The 18,298-nt window shown below is 58.4% G+C and carries 20 protein-coding genes and 1 tRNA gene; 4 read left to right on the plus strand and 17 right to left on the minus strand.

Features of this window, described 5'->3' with window-relative positions; all coding sequences use genetic code 11:
• Nucleotides 1-20: 20 nt before the first annotated feature.
• Nucleotides 21-1,304, minus strand: coding sequence for a HAMP domain-containing sensor histidine kinase (locus tag DYL61_RS06615; protein ID WP_135307706.1), 1,284 nt, complete (start codon nt 1,302-1,304; stop codon nt 21-23).
• The gene (locus DYL61_RS06620) at nt 1,301-1,984 is read right to left on the minus strand and encodes a response regulator transcription factor (RefSeq protein WP_105696471.1); all 684 of its coding nucleotides are present in this window, start codon (nt 1,982-1,984) and stop codon (nt 1,301-1,303) included. The genes DYL61_RS06615 and DYL61_RS06620 overlap by 4 nt, the downstream gene beginning before the upstream one ends.
• Nucleotides 1,985-2,159: 175 nt before the next feature.
• Between DYL61_RS06620 and bamA the strand changes: the two genes are divergently transcribed.
• On the plus strand, nt 2,160-4,526 hold the full coding sequence (gene bamA / locus DYL61_RS06625; RefSeq protein WP_135307707.1) for an outer membrane protein assembly factor BamA: 2,367 nt from the start codon (nt 2,160-2,162) through the stop codon (nt 4,524-4,526).
• Nucleotides 4,527-5,030: 504 nt separating this feature from the next.
• On the opposite strand, the gene DYL61_RS06635 is transcribed toward bamA, so the two are convergent.
• The 9 genes from DYL61_RS06635 to thrS all read right to left on the minus strand — a co-directional run bounded on the left by DYL61_RS06635 (nt 5,031) and on the right by thrS (nt 12,487).
• Nucleotides 5,031-5,107 (minus strand) — tRNA-Pro (locus DYL61_RS06635).
• Nucleotides 5,108-5,197: 90 nt separating this feature from the next.
• The gene (locus tag DYL61_RS06640) at nt 5,198-5,554 is read right to left on the minus strand and encodes a MerR family transcriptional regulator (RefSeq protein WP_010209127.1); all 357 of its coding nucleotides are present in this window, start codon (nt 5,552-5,554) and stop codon (nt 5,198-5,200) included.
• Complete coding sequence (gene ihfA / locus DYL61_RS06645; RefSeq protein WP_002553164.1) at nt 5,535-5,837, minus strand: integration host factor subunit alpha; 303 nt, start codon at nt 5,835-5,837, stop codon at nt 5,535-5,537. The genes DYL61_RS06640 and ihfA overlap by 20 nt, the downstream gene beginning before the upstream one ends.
• A gap of 3 nt (nt 5,838-5,840) precedes the next feature.
• Nucleotides 5,841-8,219, minus strand: a complete 2,379-nt coding sequence (gene pheT, locus DYL61_RS06650) for a phenylalanine--tRNA ligase subunit beta (protein ID WP_135307709.1) — start codon at nt 8,217-8,219, stop codon at nt 5,841-5,843.
• 26 nt (nt 8,220-8,245) lie between these two features.
• Nucleotides 8,246-9,262, minus strand: a complete 1,017-nt coding sequence (gene pheS / locus DYL61_RS06655) for a phenylalanine--tRNA ligase subunit alpha (protein ID WP_017737822.1) — start codon at nt 9,260-9,262, stop codon at nt 8,246-8,248.
• Nucleotides 9,263-9,371: 109 nt separating this feature from the next.
• Nucleotides 9,372-9,728 carry a 50S ribosomal protein L20 gene (gene rplT, locus DYL61_RS06660; RefSeq protein WP_007913489.1) on the minus strand — a complete coding sequence of 119 codons (357 nt, stop codon included), beginning with the start codon at nt 9,726-9,728 and terminating at the stop codon, nt 9,372-9,374.
• A 30-nt stretch (nt 9,729-9,758) separates the two neighbouring features.
• Nucleotides 9,759-9,953, minus strand: coding sequence for a 50S ribosomal protein L35 (gene rpmI, locus DYL61_RS06665; protein ID WP_002553160.1), 195 nt, complete (start codon nt 9,951-9,953; stop codon nt 9,759-9,761).
• 60 nt (nt 9,954-10,013) lie between these two features.
• Entirely contained in the window at nt 10,014-10,565 is a 552-nt protein-coding gene (gene infC / locus DYL61_RS06670; RefSeq protein WP_181157274.1) for a translation initiation factor IF-3, read from the minus strand.
• A complete protein-coding gene (thrS, locus tag DYL61_RS06675; RefSeq protein WP_105696533.1) occupies nt 10,565-12,487 on the minus strand; it encodes a threonine--tRNA ligase in 1,923 nt (640 codons plus the stop codon). The genes infC and thrS overlap by 1 nt, the downstream gene beginning before the upstream one ends.
• A 367-nt stretch (nt 12,488-12,854) precedes the next feature.
• On the opposite strand from thrS, the gene DYL61_RS06680 reads away from it, so the two are divergent.
• Together DYL61_RS06680 and DYL61_RS06685 are read left to right on the plus strand one after the other, a co-directional pair.
• Nucleotides 12,855-13,169: a hypothetical protein gene (locus DYL61_RS06680; protein WP_105696534.1), complete on the plus strand. Its 315-nt coding sequence runs from the start codon at nt 12,855-12,857 to the stop codon at nt 13,167-13,169.
• Nucleotides 13,170-13,458: 289 nt separating this feature from the next.
• The gene (locus DYL61_RS06685; RefSeq protein WP_003234260.1) at nt 13,459-13,671 is read left to right on the plus strand and encodes a cold-shock protein; all 213 of its coding nucleotides are present in this window, start codon (nt 13,459-13,461) and stop codon (nt 13,669-13,671) included.
• A 72-nt stretch (nt 13,672-13,743) separates the two neighbouring features.
• Here the strand turns inward: DYL61_RS06685 and DYL61_RS06690 are convergent, their stop codons facing one another.
• Entirely contained in the window at nt 13,744-14,064 is a 321-nt protein-coding gene (locus DYL61_RS06690; RefSeq protein WP_105696535.1) for an I78 family peptidase inhibitor, read from the minus strand.
• Nucleotides 14,065-14,207: 143 nt separating this feature from the next.
• Complete coding sequence (locus DYL61_RS06695) at nt 14,208-14,516, minus strand: hypothetical protein (protein ID WP_135307751.1); 309 nt, start codon at nt 14,514-14,516, stop codon at nt 14,208-14,210.
• 141 nt (nt 14,517-14,657) lie between these two features.
• On the opposite strand from DYL61_RS06695, the gene DYL61_RS06700 reads away from it, so the two are divergent.
• A complete protein-coding gene (locus DYL61_RS06700; protein WP_015884938.1) occupies nt 14,658-14,870 on the plus strand; it encodes a hypothetical protein in 213 nt (70 codons plus the stop codon).
• An 8-nt stretch (nt 14,871-14,878) separates the two neighbouring features.
• Here DYL61_RS06700 and DYL61_RS06705 read toward each other — a convergent pair whose 3' ends face one another.
• The 4 genes from DYL61_RS06705 to DYL61_RS06720 are packed head-to-tail and all read right to left on the minus strand — an operon-like array spanning nt 14,879 to nt 18,298.
• Nucleotides 14,879-15,907 carry a nucleoside hydrolase gene (locus DYL61_RS06705; protein ID WP_135307710.1) on the minus strand — a complete coding sequence of 343 codons (1,029 nt, stop codon included), beginning with the start codon at nt 15,905-15,907 and terminating at the stop codon, nt 14,879-14,881.
• A gap of 26 nt (nt 15,908-15,933) precedes the next feature.
• Nucleotides 15,934-16,338 carry a D-ribose pyranase gene (rbsD, locus tag DYL61_RS06710; RefSeq protein WP_135307711.1) on the minus strand — a complete coding sequence of 135 codons (405 nt, stop codon included), beginning with the start codon at nt 16,336-16,338 and terminating at the stop codon, nt 15,934-15,936.
• Nucleotides 16,335-17,252 carry a ribokinase gene (rbsK, locus tag DYL61_RS06715; RefSeq protein WP_135307712.1) on the minus strand — a complete coding sequence of 306 codons (918 nt, stop codon included), beginning with the start codon at nt 17,250-17,252 and terminating at the stop codon, nt 16,335-16,337. The genes rbsD and rbsK overlap by 4 nt, the downstream gene beginning before the upstream one ends.
• Before the next feature lie 23 nt (nt 17,253-17,275).
• Nucleotides 17,276-18,298, minus strand: a complete 1,023-nt coding sequence (locus DYL61_RS06720; RefSeq protein WP_135307713.1) for a LacI family DNA-binding transcriptional regulator — start codon at nt 18,296-18,298, stop codon at nt 17,276-17,278.

Below are 18,298 nucleotides of genomic sequence, written 5' to 3' on the forward strand. Positions count from 1 at the left end.
AGGCGTCACGTACAGGGCGGTCAAGCCAATGTAATGTCGTGTAAAGATCGTGCGCTGTGCAGGTTGATTTCGACGGTGAGCCCGCCTTCGGGTTCGTTGCGCGCGAGGATGGTGCCGCCATGCATCTGCACCGCCCTGGCAGCGATGGCCAGGCCCAGGCCGAAGCCGACGCTGGCATCGCCCACGCCGCGCTCGAAGGGGTGGAAGATGCTTTGCAGGCGCTCGCTTTCGACGCCGGGGCCGTGGTCGGTGATGCAAACATTCAAGCGGCCGCCTTCGGTGTTCACCTGGGCTGAAACCCGCACCGTGGTGCCCGGCCGGGTATAACGCACGGCATTGCGGATAACGTTTTCAAAGCAGCGGTAGAGCAACTCGCCACTGACACACGCGATAAACGGCGGGCCAGCGTGCAACTCGACGCGACAGTTTTTGATAGCGGCTTCGAACTGTGCGTTCTCGACAATCATCCTTAGCAGCTCGACGACATCCAACGACTCACGTTCGATGCTTTCGGGGCGACCCTGCAGGCGCGCCAGGGTCAACAGCGCTTCGATGAGCGTGTCCATTCGCTCGGATTCGCGCTCGATGCGCTCAAGCATTTCCACGCGAGCGTTGTCCTGGCGGAACAGCCCAATGGCCGCCTGGATACGGGTCAACGGGGAGCGCAGTTCATGGGAGATGTCGTGCAACAGATGTTGCTGGGCATTCACCAAGACCTTCAACTGGTTGGCCATGCGGTCGCAATCTTCGGCCAGGTCCACGATTTCATCCCGCCGATGGCCCATGGCGGGCCTGACCCGGGTTTCGAAACGCCCCTGGGCCACATCGCTCATGGCCCGGCGCAGGTAAGCCAGGGGCCAGGCCAGGTAATAGGCCATGTAGCCGCTGAACAACGCGCTCATGACCGTGCCGATGATCAACGGGATCTCGTGCCAGGGCCGACCTGGATCCTTGCCAGGCGCGTGGGTGGAACGAATCGACAGCGCCAGGCCTTCCTTACTGATGACTGATCGTTCATGGGCAACGTGCGTCACCGGCGCCCCGGCCAATAATTTGCCAGCACTGTCGTAGACGCCGATGCCCTCATCCGCCGGGCGCTCCCACACCGTCAGCAACTCCCCACCCGCCTCTACGCCAAATTGCTGCAGCAACTTCTCTTCGGCAGCGAGGATGGCTTCTACGTGGGGGTCGTTCGGGCGAAAGCGCCCCAGTTCCAGGACACCGATCCCCACCAGAAAAGTCAGGGTGGTCGCCAGCCAGAAGGCCAGGAACAGTTTCCAGAACAGCAGGCTAGGCTTGGTCATTCGGCAATCAACAGGTAACCGAGACCGCGCACGCTCTGGATCCAGGCCTTGGCGTCGGGGCGCGGCCCGAGTTTTTGCCGGATGCTGCTGATGTGCACGTCGATGCGCCGGTCGTAGCGCGTCAGCGGGCAGCCCAGGGCGTTGAGTGACAGATCTTTTTTACTGACCACCTGGCCGGCACTGCGGGCCAGTTCTTCGAGCAGGCTGAATTCGGTGCTGGTCACCCCCAGCTCGACGCCGTGCCACAAGGCCTGGCGCTTGCCGGGCCAGAGCACCAGTGCGCCGGTCTTGATCACTTCAGTGGTCGGCTGGCCCTGCGGCTGCACCCTGCGCATGATCGCGCGCAGGCGCGCCACCAATTCGCCGGGAGAGCTGGGCTTGGGCACGTAGTCGTCGGCGCCCAGCTCAAGCCCGGTGATGCGATCAATGTTGTCACCACGGGCGGTGAGCAACACCACCGGCACCTGGCTCACTGCACGGATGCGCCGCAGCACTTCGATACCCGAACGTTTGGGCAACATCACGTCGAGCACCACGATGCTGTAGCGCCCGGACAGCGCCTCGGCCTCGCCCTCCTCACCCGTATGCACTGCGGTCGCGGCAAAACCTTCGCTGGCCAGGTATTGGCTCAGCATTCCAGTCAGTTCCTGGTCATCGTCAACCAACAGTACGGAAATCATTGCGGGCTCGTCAGTGGGGGCTGCGCATTATCAGCCTTGGTTAAGGAATGCGGGCCAACCTTTACCTAACTTGACATTCGGTTAACCGCATCAAACGCGGGGCGCTCTTAAGCTGGATATTCACCAGTCCGGCCGCGCCGGCGCTGCTTGTCGATGTGTTCTGGAAAAGATCTTGATGAATTTTTCGCGCCTGCTCTGCTCGGTTGCGCTGCTGCTCAATGCCTCTTTGGCCCTCGCCCAGGGTTTCAAAATCTCGGATATTCGAATCAACGGCCTGCAACGGGTGTCGGCGGGCAGCGTGTTCGGCGCCCTGCCGCTCAATGTCGGTGATGAGGCGGATGACCGGCGTCTGGTGGACTCCACCCGTGCGCTGTTCAAGACCGGCTACTTCCAGGACATCCACCTGAGCCGTGAGGGCGATGTGCTGATTATCAATGTAGTCGAGCGCCCTTCGGTTGCCAGTATCGAGTTCGAGGGCAACAAGGCGATTTCCACCGAAGACTTGATGAAAGGCATGAAGCAATCCGGCCTGGCCGAGGGCGAGATTTTCCAGCGCGCAACCCTGGAGGGTGTACGCAACGAACTGCAGCGCCAATACGTGGCCCAGGGGCGTTATTCGGCATCGGTCGAGACTGAGGTAGTGGCCCAGCCGCGCAACCGGGTGGGGGTAAAGATCAAGATCAATGAGGGCGAAGTGGCAGCGATCCAGCACATCAATGTGGTGGGCAATACGGTATTTCCCGATGAAGCGCTGATCGACCAGTTCACCCTCAAGACCAGCAATTGGCTGTCGTTTTTCAAGAATGACGACAAATACGCACGGGAAAAACTCTCCGGCGACCTGGAGCGGTTGCGCTCGTATTACCTGGACCGTGGCTATATCAATATGGATATCAGCTCGACCCAGGTGTCCATGAGCCCGGATAAGAAACACGTGTTCATCACCGTGAATATCCAGGAAGGCCAGAAGTATACGGTGCGTGACGTCAAGCTGAGCGGCGAGCTGAAGGTCCCGGAAAACCAGGTGCAGTCGTTGCTGCTGGTGCAGAAGGGCCAGGTGTTTTCGCGCAAGTTGATGACCACCACCTCGGAACTGATCACCCGCCGCCTCGGTAATGAAGGCTACACCTTTGCCAACGTCAACGGCGTGCCGCAGGCTGACGATAAATCACACACCGTGGATGTCACTTTCGCCGTCGACCCCGGCAAGCGCGCCTACGTCAACCGAGTCAATTTCCGTGGCAATACCAAGACCGACGACAAGGTGCTGCGCCGCGAAATGCGCCAGATGGAAGGTGGTTGGGCCTCGACCTACCTGATCGACCAATCCAAGGTGCGCCTGGAGCGTCTGGGTTTCTTCAAGGAGGTCAACGTCGAGACCCCTGCAGTGGCCGGTGTGGACGATCAACTGGACGTGAACTATGCGGTGGAAGAGCAGGCGTCCGGCTCGATCACCGCCAGCGTCGGCTTCGCCCAAAGTGCCGGCTTGATCCTGGGTGGCTCGATCACCCAGAACAACTTCCTCGGCACCGGCAATTACGCCAGCCTCGGGCTGACCCGCTCCGAATACCAGAGCAAGTACAACATCGGCTTTACCGACCCCTACTTCACCCCGGACGGCGTGAGCCTGGGTTACAACGCGTTCTACAGCAAGACCGACTACAACAAGTACTACGACGATGGCGTCTCGTATTACTCGGTCAACAGTTATGGCCTGGGCGCCACCCTTGGCTACCCGATCAACGAAACCTCACGCCTGAGCTTTGGCCTGACGGTGCAGCACGACAGCATCGAGCCGGGCACCTACAGCGCGGACGAGATCTATGATTTTGTCGAGCGCGAAGGCAAGGACTTCACCAACTTCAAGGCCAACCTGGGCTGGTCGGAATCCACCCTGAACAAAGGCGTGCTGCCCACCCGAGGCTACTCGCAGAACCTCAACCTGATGGCAACGGTGCCGGGCAGCGACTTGAGCTTTTACAAGATCGACTACACGGGGCAAACCTACGTGCCCGTCACCAACAGCACCACCCTGCGCTTCCATACCAAACTCGGCTACGGCAGCGGCTACGGCTCGACCGATGGCCTGCCCTTCTATGAGACCTACACGGCCGGTGGCGAAGGTACGGTGCGCGGCTTTGAAAGCGGCACCCTCGGCCCGCGCAACACACCGGCCACCGGTGCCTATGCCAGTGCCGGCCAGGCGTACTATTCGGACCGCGACACCGAGGCGCTGGGCGGCAATATCCTGATCACCGGCGGCGCGGAATACCTGTTCCCCGTGCCGTTTATCAAGGACAACAAATCCGTGCGCACCTCCTTGTTCTGGGATGTGGGCACGGTGTATTCGGACAAGTGCTACCTGAGCACCACGCAGGGCTGTGGCAGTGTGGACTTGAGCCAGATGGCCAGCTCGGTAGGGGTGGGCGTGACGTGGTACAGCCCGCTGGGGCCGTTGAGCGTGAATTTGGCGTACCCGATCAAGACGCCTGAGAACGCGGATAAGCAGGTGTTTCAGTTCTCGATGGGGCAGACGTTTTGAGCCGCGAGCGCGGGCAGTGATCCTGGACCGGGCATTGGTTTAGAATCCCGCGCCACGATCCTGCAATGCTACGCGATTGGCTCAATCGTTTGAAAAAAGGGAATTTGAATGCGATTCACCGTCGTCCTCTCGGCGCTTGCTCTGAGCGCCTGTGCTACCCAACCGCCCGCCCTGTCCCAAAGCGCCAAGACGCACCTATACGCCCCCATGCCAACATCCGAGGCGCAGCGCGTCTGGGAGTGCGCTGGCGTCAGTAACGTCATTGAAGGTCAGAAGTTCGTGCTCAAGCTTCAGGGCCGGCCCGAGAATTGGGGCGGTGAAATCTGGGCGACCCGGGAACGGGGCAAGCGCTTGCATTGCTCCCAGGCTGAGATGGATGCGCCGGATATGGGTAACTTCTCCAGTCCGCCCAAGTCGCCGCGACCGCGTTGATGTTGACGTTTTTTAAATGCCAGAAACGAGAAAGGGGGCCAATCACCTAAGTGATTGGCCCCCTTCAGAATATGGTCGGGACGGAGTGATTCGAACACTCGACCCCTAGCACCCCATGCTAGTGCGCTACCGGACTGCGCTACGCCCCGACTAGGCGTGTTACTGGGTTTGCTTCGTAACGAAGCGAACCGGAATATACCGCAAGCTTTTGAAATGTGGAAGTATTTTAAAAGCTTGAATCACTTCTTGAGAACCACCAGCACATCTTCAAGCTCGGCGATCATCTGGCGGATCATTTGCTTGTATTGGGTGGTGTCGTCTTTGGCTTCATCACCGGACATGCGCTGGCGCGCGCCGCTGATGGTGAACCCCTGGTCATACAGCAACGCGCGGATCTGTCGGATCATCAGCACATCCTGGCGCTGATAATACCGACGGTTCCCGGTGCGTTTGACGGGGTTGAGTTGAGGAAACTCCTGCTCCCAATAGCGCAGCACGTGCGGTTTTACCGCACAGAGCTCGCTGACTTCACCAATGGTGAAGTAGCGTTTGCCTGGGATGACGGGTAGCTCGTCGTTATGACTTGGTTCCAGCATAAGCCTCAACTCGGGCCTTCAACTTCTGCCCTGGACGAAAGGTGACCACACGGCGAGCCGTGATCGGGATTTCTTCTCCCGTTTTTGGATTGCGGCCAGGCCGCTGGCGTTTGTCCCGCAGGTCAAAATTGCCGAAACCGGACAATTTGACCTGTTCGTTGTCTTCCAGAGCGTGTCTGATTTCTTCAAAGAACAGCTCGACCAATTCCTTGGCCTCGCGCTTGTTCAGACCCAACTCTTCGTACAGACGTTCCGCCATCTCAGCTTTCGTCAAAGCCCCCATACGTCACTTCCTTAACGTGGCGTTCAACCTTTGTTCGAGCGAGGTGAGGATATTTTGTGTCGTGGTATTCACCTCATCGTCATTAAGAGTGCGCGATGGATGCTGCCAGGTCAAGCCAACTGCAAGGCTTTTTCTATGTGGATCAATACCTTTACCCTGATAGACGTCAAATAGCCTGAGGTCTGTCAGCCATTCCCCTGCATTTTCACGGATTACATCCAGAACAGCAGTGGCGGCCACATCACGGTCAGCGATCAACGCCAGGTCACGGCGCACTTCCGGGAAGCGCGACAACTCGCTGAATTTCGGCATTTTGCCCGAGGCCACTTCAGCCAGGACGAGCTCAAACACGAACACCGGGCGGTCGAGACCGAGGGTTTTCGACAGTTCTGGGTGGATAGCACCGACGAAGCCCACCAGGCGACCTTCACGCTCGATGCGCGCAGTCTGGCCCGGATGCAACGCTGGGTGACTGCCAGGCACAAAAGTAAAGTCGTTCAATGCACCGGCGAAGCCCAGTACCGCTTCCACGTCAGCCTTGACGTCAAAGAAGTCCACGGCATCACGGCCTTGCGCCCAACCTTCCGGCAGACGGCTACCGCACACCACGCCCGCCAGCATCGGCTCTTGCTTCAAGCCATCCAGCTGGCCGACAAAACGCAGGCCGCTTTCGAACATGCGCACGCGGTCTTGCTGGCGGTTCAGGTTATGGGAAAGTGCTTTCACCAGGCCCGGCCACAGGGACGAACGCATGGCCGCCATGTCGTTGGAGATCGGGTTGGCCAGCAGCAACGGCTCGACACCCGGGTTGAACAGCTCGAACTGTTTAGGATCGATGAAGCTGTAGGTGACCGCTTCCTGATAGCCACGGGCTACCAGCAGGCGACGCAGCTCAGGCAGGTGCGCACGCGCCTCGGCCTTGGGTTGCGGTGCCAGGCGGGCTTGCGGGTAACGAACCGGCAGGCGGTTGTAACCATACAAGCGGGCCAGTTCTTCGATCAGGTCGACTTCCAGGCTGATATCGAAGCGATGGCTTGGCACTTCAACGTGCCACTGCCCTTCCCCACTGACGGAGATGGCCAGACCGAGCGCCGACAGCAATTGCTCGATTTCAGCAGGCTCGATTACCAGGCCAAGCATTTGCTCAACGCTTTTGGCACGCAAGGTGATCGGCGCAACGGACGGCAGGAACTGTTCGTTGACGGTTTCAGTAATCGGGCCGGCTTCGCCCCCGGTGATTTCCAGCAGCAGGCCAGTGGCGCGCTCCATGGCTTCACGGGCCAGCTTCCAGTCCACACCACGCTCATAGCGGTGCGAAGCATCGGTGTGCAGGCCATAGGAACGGGCCTTGCCAGCGATGGCGATCTGGTCGAAGAACGCACTTTCAAGGAATACGTCACGAGTGGTCGCAGACACACCGCTGTGCTCGCCACCCATCACGCCAGCAATCGCCAGGGCGCGGGAATGGTCAGCGATGACCAGGGTGTCGGCACGTAGGCTGACTTCCTGGCCGTCGAGCAGTACCAGCTTCTCGCCTTCTTCGGCCATGCGTACGCGGATACCGCCGTTGATTTCGGCAAGATCGAACGCGTGCAGCGGTTGGCCCAGCTCGAGCATCACGTAGTTGGTGATGTCGACGGCAGCATCGATACTGCGCACGTCGGCGCGACGTAGACGCTCAACCATCCACAGAGGAGTTGGCTTGGACAAGTCGACGTTACGGATCACACGACCCAGGTAACGTGGGCAGGCGTTGGGAGCCAATACTTCAATCGGACGCACTTCGTCGTGCACCGCAGGCACAGCCGCAACCACCGGACGGGTGACAGGGGCGTTGTACAGCGCGCCCACTTCACGGGCCAGGCCGGCCAGGGACAGGCAATCACCACGGTTCGGGGTCAGGTCGACCTCGATGCTAGCGTCTTCAAGCTCCAGGTAGACACGGATGTCCTGGCCCACGGGCGCGTCGGCCGGTAGCTCCATCAGACCATCATTGCCCTCGCCGACTTGCAGCTCAGCCTGGGAGCACAGCATGCCGTTGGACTCAACGCCACGCAGCTTGGCCTTCTTGATCTTGAAGTCGCCTGGCAGCTCAGCGCCGATCATGGCGAACGGGATCTTCAGGCCCGGGCGCACGTTTGGCGCTCCGCACACGACCTGGAAGGTTTCCGCGCCATTGCTGACCTGGCATACACGCAACTTATCGGCATCCGGGTGCTGCTCGGTGCTCAGCACCTCGCCCACTACCACGCCGCTGAAAACACCGGCGGCCGGTGTAACGCTGTCGACCTCAAGGCCGGCCATCGACAGACGAGCAACCAGCTCGTCGCGATCTACCTGCGGGCTAACCCAGCCACGCAGCCATTGTTCACTGAATTTCATCCTGCTCTCCTAAAGATTCGTTACGACTAGCGAAATTGCGCGAGGAACCGCAAGTCGTTGTCGAAGAACAGACGCAAGTCGTTCACGCCGTAACGCAGCATCGCCAGGCGCTCAACGCCCATGCCGAAGGCAAAGCCCGAGAATTCTTCCGGATCGATGCCGGACATGCGCAGCACGTTAGGGTGAACCATGCCGCAGCCCATCACTTCCAGCCAACCGGTCTGCTTGCAGACGCGGCAGCCTTTGCCGCTGCACATCACGCATTCCATGTCGACTTCGGCGGATGGCTCGGTGAACGGGAAGAACGATGGACGGAAACGTACCGCCAGCTCCTTTTCGAAGAACACTCGCAGGAACTCTTCGATGGTGCCCTTGAGGTCGGCGAAGTTGATATCGCGATCAACCAGCAGGCCTTCGACCTGGTGGAACATCGGCGAGTGGGTGATATCGGAGTCGCTACGGTACACACGGCCCGGGCAGACAATGCGAATCGGCGGCTTGTTCGCTTCCATGGTGCGGACCTGTACCGGCGAGGTATGGGTACGCAACAGCATGTTCGCGTTGAAATAGAAGGTGTCGTGCATCGACCGGGCCGGGTGGTGGCCTGGGATGTTGAGCGCCTCGAAGTTGTGATAGTCGTCTTCGACCTCTGGGCCTTCGGCGATGCCGTAGCCAATATGGGTGAAGAACTGTTCGATACGTTCCAGAGTCCGGGTGATCGGATGCAGGCCGCCCGAGGCCTGGCCACGGCCAGGCAGGGTTACGTCAATGGACTCGGCGGCGAGTTTGGCTGCAAGATCAGCCTCCTCCATCGTCGCCTTGCGCGCATTGAGCACCTCTGTGACACGCTCCTTGGCAACGTTGATCAGCGCACCGACTTGCGGACGCTCTTCAGCCGGCAAATTCCCCAGGGTCTTCATCACCTGAGTCAATTCACCCTTTTTACCAAGGTAGTGAACCCGGATTTGCTCCAGGGCATTGATATCTTCAGCGCTTTGCACAGCCTCAAGAGCTTGAGCGACGAGCGCGTCCAGGTTTTCCATGTACAGACTCCAGATACAAAATAGGGGAAGAGCTTGAAGGCTCTTCCCCTATTTAAGACGTTCACCACCTTGGGCTGCAGGAGCAACCCAGGGTGACTGTCGGGGGTACTTAAGCCAAGGTGGCTTTAGCTTTCTCGACAATCGCGGCAAACACCGCTTTTTCGTTCACTGCCAGATCAGCCAGAACCTTACGGTCGATCTCGATGGACGCTTTTTTCAGGCCAGCGATGAAACGGCTGTAGGACAGACCGTTAACACGTGCACCAGCGTTGATACGAGCGATCCACAGAGCGCGGAACTGACGTTTTTTCTGACGACGGTCACGGTAGGCGTATTGGCCTGCCTTGATTACCGCTTGCTTGGCAACACGGAATACGCGTGAACGCGCGCCGTAGTAGCCTTTAGCAAGTTTCAGAATTTTTTTGTGACGTTTACGGGCAATGACGCCACGCTTTACACGAGCCATGAGTTACTTCCTCTATTCTTGATCCAAAAATTAACGAAGGCGCAGCATGCGCTCGACTTTTGCCACGTCAGACGGATGCAGCAAGCTGCTACCGCGCAGTTGACGCTTACGCTTGGTCGACATTTTGGTCAGGATGTGGCTCTTGAAAGCGTGCTTGTGCTTGATACCGTTAGCAGTTTTCAGAAACCGCTTAGCAGCACCACTTTTAGTCTTCATCTTTGGCATGTTCGGATACTCCGCATTCAGTTGATAAACATAATCAGAAGGCCTGCCGTGCCCTGTTGATTACTTCTTCTTTTTCGGGGCGATGACCATGATCAGCTGGCGTCCTTCCATCTTAGGATGCTGTTCGACGGTACCGTACTCAACCAGGTCAGCTTCAACCCGCTTGAGGAGTTCCATCCCCAGCTCCTGGTGGGCCATCTCACGGCCGCGGAATCGCAAGGATACCTTGGCCCTGTCCCCATCACTCAGGAAACGTACCAGGTTGCGCAGTTTTACCTGGTAATCCCCTTCCTCCGTCCCTGGACGAAACTTGATTTCTTTTACTTGAATCTGCTTCTGGTTCTTCTTCGCCGCCGCAATCTGCTTCTTCTTTTCGAAGATCGACTTGCCGTAGTCCATCACCCGGCAAACAGGCGGGACTGCGTCGGCGGAGATTTCCACCAGGTCCAATTTGGACTCTTCAGCGATACGAAGCGCTTCATCAATCGAGACGATGCCAATCTGCTCGCCGTCAGCGCCAATTAACCGAACCTCGCGTGCCGAGATATTCTCGTTGATCGGGGCTTTCGGTGCAGCTCGTTTATCTTGTCTCATTTCACGCTTAATAATAATTACTCCGAATCTGGGCGACCACGCCGGGAAACCGCTTGCGCGAGGAACTCAGCGAACTGGGCGACGGGCATCGAGCCCAGGTCAGCACCTTCACGAGTACGCACAGCGACAGTCTGCATCTCGACTTCCCGATCTCCGATAACCAAAAGATAGGGAACCTTGAGCAAAGTATGCTCGCGGATTTTAAAGCCGATCTTTTCATTTCTCAAGTCGGACTTGGCACGAAACCCGCTTTCGTTGAGAGTTTTTTCAACTTCGGCGGCAAAATCTGCCTGTTTATCAGTGATATTCATGATCACTGCCTGGGTCGGAGCCAGCCACGCAGGGAATGCACCCTCGTAGTGCTCGATCAGGATCCCGACGAACCGTTCGAACGAGCCGAGGATCGCCCGGTGCAGCATAACCGGGTGTTTACGGCTGTTGTCTTCGGAGACGTATTCGGCTCCCAGACGGATCGGCAGGTTAAAATCGAGCTGCAGAGTACCACACTGCCAGACGCGGCCAAGGCAATCTTTCAGCGAGAACTCGATCTTCGGACCGTAGAAGGCACCCTCGCCCGGCTGCAGATCGTACGCAAGGCCCGCACTGTCCAGCGCTGCGGCCAGTGCAGCTTCGGCGCGATCCCACAATTCGTCGGAACCGACGCGTTTTTCCGGACGAGTGGACAACTTCATCTCGACTTCGGTAAAGCCGAAATCACGATACACATCCATGGTCAGCTTGATGAACGCAGCGGATTCAGCCTGCATCTGCTCTTCGGTGCAGAAGATGTGGGCGTCGTCCTGGGTGAAGCCACGCACGCGCATGATGCCGTGCAATGCACCCGATGGCTCGTTACGGTGGCAGGCACCGAACTCGGCCAGGCGCATCGGCAACTCGCGGTAGCTCTTCAGGCCCTGGTTGAACACCTGCACGTGGCACGGGCAGTTCATTGGCTTGATGGCGTAGTCGCGGCTCTCCGACTCAGTGGTGAACATGTTGTCGGCGTAGTTGGCCCAGTGCCCGGATTTCTCCCACAGGCTACGGTCAACAACCTGCGGAGTCTTGATCTCCAGGTAACCGTTCTCACGCTGAACCTTGCGCATGTACTGCTCGAGCACCTGGTACAGGGTCCAGCCGTTCGGGTGCCAGAACACCATGCCCGGCGCTTCTTCCTGGAGATGGAACAGGTTCAGGCGCTTGCCGATCTTGCGATGGTCGCGTTTTTCAGCTTCTTCGATGCGCTGGATGTAGGCAGCCAGTTGCTTCTTGTCAGCCCAGGCGGTGCCGTAGATCCGTTGCAGCTGCTCGTTCTTCGCATCGCCGCGCCAGTAGGCGCCAGACAGCTTGGTCAGCTTGAACGACTTGAGGAAACGCGTATTCGGCACGTGCGGGCCACGGCACATGTCGACGTATTCTTCGTGGTAATACAGGCCCATGGCCTGTTCGTCTGGCATGTCTTCCACCAGGCGCAGCTTGTAGTCCTCGCCACGAGCAGTGAACACGTCGATCACTTCGGCGCGCGGCGTGACTTTCTTGATCACGTCGTAATCTTTTTCGATCAGCTGGTGCATGCGCTGTTCGATGGCCGCCAGGTCGTCCGGGGTGAAAGGACGCTCGTAGGCGATGTCGTAATAGAAACCTTCGTCGATGACCGGACCAATCACCATTTTTGCGGTTGGATACAGCTGCTTGACCGCGTGGCCAATCAGGTGAGCGCAGGAGTGGCGAATGATCTCAAGCCCCTCTTGGTCCTTGGGCGTGATGATTTGCAGGCTGGCATCGGTGGTGATCAGGTCGCTGGCGTCGACCAGCTTGCCGTCGACCTTACCGGCTACGGTGGCCTTGGCCAGGCCGGCACCAATGGATGCGGCGACCTCGGCTACGGAAACCGAATGATCGAATGAACGTTGACTGCCGTCGGGAAGAGTAATAGTTGGCATGGCGCCTCCTCTCCTAGTGGTGACCCCTACCAAAGGTCACGTGGGTTGGGATGAGCCAGTACAAGATCCAACACCAGGCCGTTCAGTGATGAACGCCTGCCTTACAGCGGCAGGAGCCTTTCGGCCAACCGATAATCGAACCAGAGTGACTGGAGTGAGCTAAAAAGAACATGGCAAGGCGGCAAATGGCGCGCCTGGGAATAGCCAGGACCACGATGCTAGCACAGATGAACGGTCATCGCGCCGATGCCACGCTGGGTATCTATAATTTCCAGGCTTTATAGCTGCAAAACGGAACTTGAGCTGTACGCACTACCTCAAACCCACTGAGAATCGCCGTTCGTCCTCGACCCAAAGGAGCATCCTCATGATGCGTTTCACCTCTACCCTAGCTCTCGCCGCTTCCCTGACCCTCCTGTCCCTGGGCGCCCAGGCTGCCGCCCCGTCGAACTGGCCTGCCGGTGCACGCGACAGCTTCGTCAAAGACTGCAGCGCAGCCGCCAGCCAGAACGTAGACGTCAAAACTGCCAAAGACCATTGTGAATGTGGCGCCGACAAGATCAACGCCGAGCTGACCACGGCAGAAATCAAGGAGCTGATGACCAACCAGAACGCCAGCCCTGACCTGAAAAACAAAGCGGTGGCGGCAATTTCGTCCTGCAAAGTGGTGAAGAAAAAGTAAGAACGACGCCCGATAAGACGGTCGTCTTGCTGGAAAAACAGCTCTAAAACTGCCATTTCTCACAAATTACGCAGCTTTTACGGCTTTTTTTAACAGCTGATATTTCGCAGCAAAGCCCCGTAGAACGGGGCTTTCAGCCGAAACAGGCACTAAACGCAACGCTATTGATTAGCAAACAATGCCTTGGGGGGGCTCCCAAGCCGAACATTTCGACTATGATAGCCCGGTGTGCCCAGTTGGCCTGAGCAGCACAGCACTACTGAAAATATATGTTTCTTGGAGATACACCATGTCTAATCGCCAAACCGGCACCGTTAAATGGTTCAACGATGAAAAAGGCTTCGGCTTCATCACTCCTCAAGGTGGCGGTGACGACCTGTTCGTACACTTCAAAGCTATCGAAAGCGACGGTTTCAAAAGCCTGAAAGAAGGCCAAACCGTTTCCTTCGTGGCTGAGAAAGGCCAAAAGGGTATGCAAGCTGCACAGGTTCGCGGCGAGTAATTCTCCGCTGAGCTAAAAAACCCCGTCCATGTGACGGGGTTTTTTATGGGCGCTGCAAAAGCCTGGAAAGGCTTAGCCGCAATTGACCCGAGTAATCACCAGATTGTCATCGGTGTTCAGGTTGAGGCGGTCGGAGCGGTACTCCAGGGTAATCATGTCGTTAGGTTTGAGGATCCGCGCGTTCTGCGCACCAGCGCGAGTACGGGCCTGTTCCAGCAACTGGGGCGACGCTTTCTGGCCGATGGTGAACTCGGCGGCCTTCGACTCACAGCGACTATGACCAGCATCGGCCACGGTGGCGTCTTTGGCTGGCTCAGAGGTACCCGGGGTGCTGCAACCCGCCAACGCGAGTGCTGCCAACAAAGTACCGAGTGATGCGAGCTTCCAAGGCATGAAGCCTCCTATGATAAAAATGGACAGAGTTCGTGCGACAGCGGTCTGGCTGATTGGTTTCAAGACGTAAACTGCCGATAGGCAAGTCTGCCTGAGTCCTGACAGGCATTCGCCCGCTCAATCGTGACCAGATATGAACGTAATCAATAGATGTCGATATAGTCAAATGGCGGCTTCGGCCAGTTCTGCTTCAACGCATTGAAAATCTGCGTGACCCAGACTTCGTCACTGGCAGCCACGTTACCGACATAGCCGGAGCCCTTGGCCCAGGTTTCCAGGCGAAACAGCAGCCCGTCGATGTCCACGCCACCCACGGCCCTTCCGGACGAGATATACGCGATTCCGCCCTTGGTTACTCGCAACTGCGTATGTTCGTCGTCACTGGCACTGGCGATGAGTTGGCGTACGGCGGCCAGGGTCAGGTTCTCGGGGTTATTCAAATCGATCTGCACGTGGTAGTCCCCGGTCATTAAACAGAAGACCAGTGTCGCACAGCGACCGCCTCAATCCGAAGCGCCTCATGCCTAAGTCTCAGTGCCAAACCCGACACAAAATGGTTAACTGCCCCGGTATTCCAGCCCCGTGAGACCTCCATGACCACCGTAACGCTCCAAGCCGATATCAAAGCCAAGTGGCCCCAGGGACAGAGTTCCTACAGCCCCGGCAGCCCAGAGGAATTGGCAATCATCGGCATCGACCTGTTGGTCAAGGAATTGGGGACCCAGGCAGCACAAGCGTTCATCGGCCAGATTTTCGAAAAGTACCCGGCCGATCATATGGGCGCCCATAACCCCGAGCGCGAATAAGAGCCCGCCTACTTCAGACGCGCCAGACGCTCGGTCAGCAGATCGAAAAAGCCCTGGGCGTCGCCACTCTCAACCCAGAACACATTCTTTTCCTGCTGCAGGCCGTCGTACCAATCCACAATGGTCTGACCGAAAGTCGGGCCTTCGCGACTGTCGACCACCATATTGGCTTGGCGTCCGCTAAACAGAGACGGCTTGAGCAGGTAGGCAATAACGGTGGCGTCGTGCACCGGCCCGCCTGGAATGCCGTAGTGCTCCATGTCGCCCTTGACGTATTCGTTGAGGATATTGCTGACGACCTTGCTGGCGTTATTGTTCAGGTCGGCGATCTTTTTCAGTCGCGCCTCGCTGGTCAATACCTTGTGGGTCACATCAAGCGGCAGATAGGTCAGCTTGACGCCACTCTTGAGCACGACCTCAGCTGCAACCGGGTCGGCAAACAAGTTGAATTCGGCCACCGGCGTGATGTTGCCACCGTTAAAATGCGCACCGCCCATCACCACGACTTCCTTGATACCTTGGGTGATTTCGGGAGCCTGGGTGAGCGCCAGCGCCAGGTTGGTCTGCGGGCCGAGCATCGCAATGGTGATGCTGTGGGGCTTCGCGGCACTTAACGTCTTGATCAGGTAGTCAACGGCATTACCCTCAGCCAAGCCCTTTTTCGGCTCGTGCACGGTGACACCGGAGATGCCTTCCTTGCCATGGATGTTCTCGGCATAGATCGGCGTGCGCAGCAACGGCTTCGGCGCGCCCGCGTACACCGGGATGTCTTCCCGCCCTGCCCACTCGCGAGCCAGCCGGGCGTTGCGGGAGGTCTTGTCCAGGCGCACGTTGCCGGCAACGGTGGTCAGCGCTCGAATGTTCAATTCATCCGGGGAGGCCATTGCAAACAACAAGGCCACCACATCATCGGCGCCAGGGTCAGTGTCGATGATCAGGTCGATCTTCTCCGCCGCATGGGCGCTTGTTGCTGTGAGCGCGGACAAAAGCAGAACACTCCTAAACAGGTTTGCCAGGGTTGGGCGACTACGCTGCATAAAACTCTCCTTGTTGGTGGGAAACGCTAGAAGGTAACCCCTGATACCAGCGCAATATTGCAGTAAGGCTGGCACTCACCGGTGCGCACCACCGCACGCGCCTGGCGACTCAGTTGCTTGAATTCTTCATGACTGACCAAGCGCCGCTCACCGAGGGCGGCCTGCTCCGTAAGGGTATTGAGCTCGCTCAATGCGGGCGGCTGCTTGAGCAAGATCTCTTCCGCCAACAAATGGCTTTCCACCTGCATCTCGCTCAGCACGACACGCAAGGTGCTGATGAAATCCGGAATACCCTGGGTCAACGCCAGATCGATCAACTCAACGCCTGCAGGAACCGGCAGTCCGGCATCACCGATGACCAGGATGTCACCATGCCCCAGGGAGGCGATCAGCCGTGACAAGGCGATATTAAGTAGAGGGGTCTTTTTCATGGGAACACAAAACCTTGCACTTCATGCAACGTGGGAATGGAGGGTTGCGCACCCGCACGGGTCACCGACAACGCCGCCGCGACCTGGCCAAAACGGATGGCCTCGGCCTCGCTCTTGCCAACCGCCAGCGCGGCAGCAAAGCCACCCACAAACGTGTCGCCAGCCGCCGTGGTATCCACCGCCTTCACCTTGGGCGCCAGCAAGTGCTCAAAGGTCTGGCCGTCCGTGAACAGCGCGCCCTGGGCGCCCAGAGTAATGATGACTTTCCCCGCGCCCGCCTTGATCAGCTGCGTCGCGGCGAGCTTGGCGCTATCAAGTGTGTCGACTGTGATGCCGCTCAACGCGGCGGCTTCGCTTTCATTGGGAATCAGGTAATCAATCGAGGCGTACCATTCAGCAGGCAGCGGCGCACTGGCGGGCGCCGGGTTGAGGATGACCGTCTTGCCCAACTCACGCGCGCGCTTGAGCGTAAACCCCACGGTCTCCATCGGCACTTCCAACTGGCAGACAACCACATCCGCGGCCTGTAGCACCGCATCAAACGACTGCAGCGAGGCAGGTGTCAGCTCACCATTGCTGCCGGCGACGATCACAATTGCGTTCTGGCTGTTGTCGTCCACTACGATCAGTGCAACACCACTGGAACCTTCCACACGGCTGACGGCCTGGCAATCAATACCTTCGACCAACAACGCGTCACGCAGTTGAGTGCCATAGGCATCGGAGCCGACACAACCGATCATCGCCACCTCCGCCCCCAGCCGCGCCGACGCCACGGCCTGGTTGGCGCCTTTGCCACCGGGCACTGTGGAAAACGTTTGCCCGATCAGGGTTTCACCGGCACGGGGCAACCGGCTGGCGCGGGTGACCAGGTCCATGTTCAAGCTGCCTACTACCACTACTTTTGCTGGCATACATCAATACTCATCAATTCGGTTCAGCGGTATTGGGCAAACACACCGGCAACGGGCGCCGTGGACTCACGCAATACGATGCTCGGCGTCACGATACGTTGATCGATCGGCAGTTGGGGTGTCGCAATTCGGTTCAGTAAAAGCTCGGCTGCGGTCTCACCCAGTTGCACAATGGACTGCCCGACCGTGGTCAGCGCCGGATAAACATAACGGCCCATCTGGATGTCATCGAACCCGATGACTGACAGTTCGCCAGGCACGCGAATATTGCGCTCGGCCGCCGCCCGCAATACGCCGAAGCCAATCATGTCGTTACTGGCGAAAATCGCGCTGGGCGGTTTCTCTGCCAGCAATTGCACAGCGGCGGCATAACCACCGGTGCTGGTGAAATCGCTTTCCTGGGTTCGGTTGGGCGCGGCTTCTACGCCAGCCTCACGCAATGCGCGGTGATAGCCGGCCAAACGCATTTGCGCGACGCGGGTATGCGCGGGGCCACCAATACAGGCGATATCCCGGTGCCCCAACTCAAGCAAGTGTCGGGTCGCCAGGTACGCGCCCTCCTCGTGGTCGATGCGTACCAGGTCGACATCAATACCATCCAGCGCCCGGTCGACAATCACCATCGGCGTGCGCACCGCGCTCAAGCCGGCGGCCAACCCGCTATCGTCGCCGCCCACCGAGGTCACGATCAGCCCGTCGATACGCTTCTCCAGCAACACTCGCAAATAGTTGCGCTGCTTTTCAGCATTGTCATCGGAATTGCAGAGGATCACGCAGTAGCCATTACGCTCGCAGTAATCCTCGATACCCCGCGCCAGCTCGGCGAAGTAGGGGTTGAGGCTGTTGGGCACCAGCAAGCCGATGGTGGCCGTGGTCTTGGCTTTGAGCGAGCGCGCGACGGCGCTGGGCACGTAGTCAAGTTGCTTGATCGCAGCCTCGACCTTGATGCGTACCGGCTCGCTGACCGGACGCGTCTTGTTCACCACATGGGACACCGTGGTGTAGGAAATACCTGCAAGCGCTGCCACATCCTTGATCGTTGCCAT

The organism is Pseudomonas nabeulensis (assembly GCF_004682045.1).
Taxonomy (GTDB): Bacteria; Pseudomonadota; Gammaproteobacteria; order Pseudomonadales; family Pseudomonadaceae; genus Aquipseudomonas; species Aquipseudomonas nabeulensis.

Excerpts from the sequence above, each read along its gene's own strand:
- rbsD (WP_135307711.1), bottom strand. The coding sequence starts at position 16,338 with ATGAAAAAGACCCCTCTACTTAATATCGCCTTGTCACGGCTGATCGCC.
- rplT (WP_007913489.1), bottom strand. The coding sequence starts at position 9,728 with ATGGCTCGTGTAAAGCGTGGCGTCATTGCCCGTAAACGTCACAAAAAA.
- pheT (WP_135307709.1), bottom strand. The coding sequence starts at position 8,219 with ATGAAATTCAGTGAACAATGGCTGCGTGGCTGGGTTAGCCCGCAGGTA.
- thrS (WP_105696533.1), bottom strand. The coding sequence starts at position 12,487 with ATGCCAACTATTACTCTTCCCGACGGCAGTCAACGTTCATTCGATCAT.
- DYL61_RS06615 (WP_135307706.1), bottom strand. The coding sequence starts at position 1,304 with ATGACCAAGCCTAGCCTGCTGTTCTGGAAACTGTTCCTGGCCTTCTGG.
- DYL61_RS06680 (WP_105696534.1), top strand. The coding sequence starts at position 12,855 with ATGATGCGTTTCACCTCTACCCTAGCTCTCGCCGCTTCCCTGACCCTC.
- rpmI (WP_002553160.1), bottom strand. The coding sequence starts at position 9,953 with ATGCCAAAGATGAAGACTAAAAGTGGTGCTGCTAAGCGGTTTCTGAAA.
- ihfA (WP_002553164.1), bottom strand. The coding sequence starts at position 5,837 with ATGGGGGCTTTGACGAAAGCTGAGATGGCGGAACGTCTGTACGAAGAG.
- DYL61_RS06700 (WP_015884938.1), top strand. The coding sequence starts at position 14,658 with ATGACCACCGTAACGCTCCAAGCCGATATCAAAGCCAAGTGGCCCCAG.
- rbsK (WP_135307712.1), bottom strand. The coding sequence starts at position 17,252 with ATGCCAGCAAAAGTAGTGGTAGTAGGCAGCTTGAACATGGACCTGGTC.
- DYL61_RS06640 (WP_010209127.1), bottom strand. The coding sequence starts at position 5,554 with ATGCTGGAACCAAGTCATAACGACGAGCTACCCGTCATCCCAGGCAAA.
- pheS (WP_017737822.1), bottom strand. The coding sequence starts at position 9,262 with ATGGAAAACCTGGACGCGCTCGTCGCTCAAGCTCTTGAGGCTGTGCAA.
- DYL61_RS06685 (WP_003234260.1), top strand. The coding sequence starts at position 13,459 with ATGTCTAATCGCCAAACCGGCACCGTTAAATGGTTCAACGATGAAAAA.
- DYL61_RS06690 (WP_105696535.1), bottom strand. The coding sequence starts at position 14,064 with ATGCCTTGGAAGCTCGCATCACTCGGTACTTTGTTGGCAGCACTCGCG.
- DYL61_RS06720 (WP_135307713.1), bottom strand. The coding sequence starts at position 18,298 with ATGGCAACGATCAAGGATGTGGCAGCGCTTGCAGGTATTTCCTACACC.
- DYL61_RS06705 (WP_135307710.1), bottom strand. The coding sequence starts at position 15,907 with ATGCAGCGTAGTCGCCCAACCCTGGCAAACCTGTTTAGGAGTGTTCTG.
- DYL61_RS06620 (WP_105696471.1), bottom strand. The coding sequence starts at position 1,984 with ATGATTTCCGTACTGTTGGTTGACGATGACCAGGAACTGACTGGAATG.
- bamA (WP_135307707.1), top strand. The coding sequence starts at position 2,160 with ATGAATTTTTCGCGCCTGCTCTGCTCGGTTGCGCTGCTGCTCAATGCC.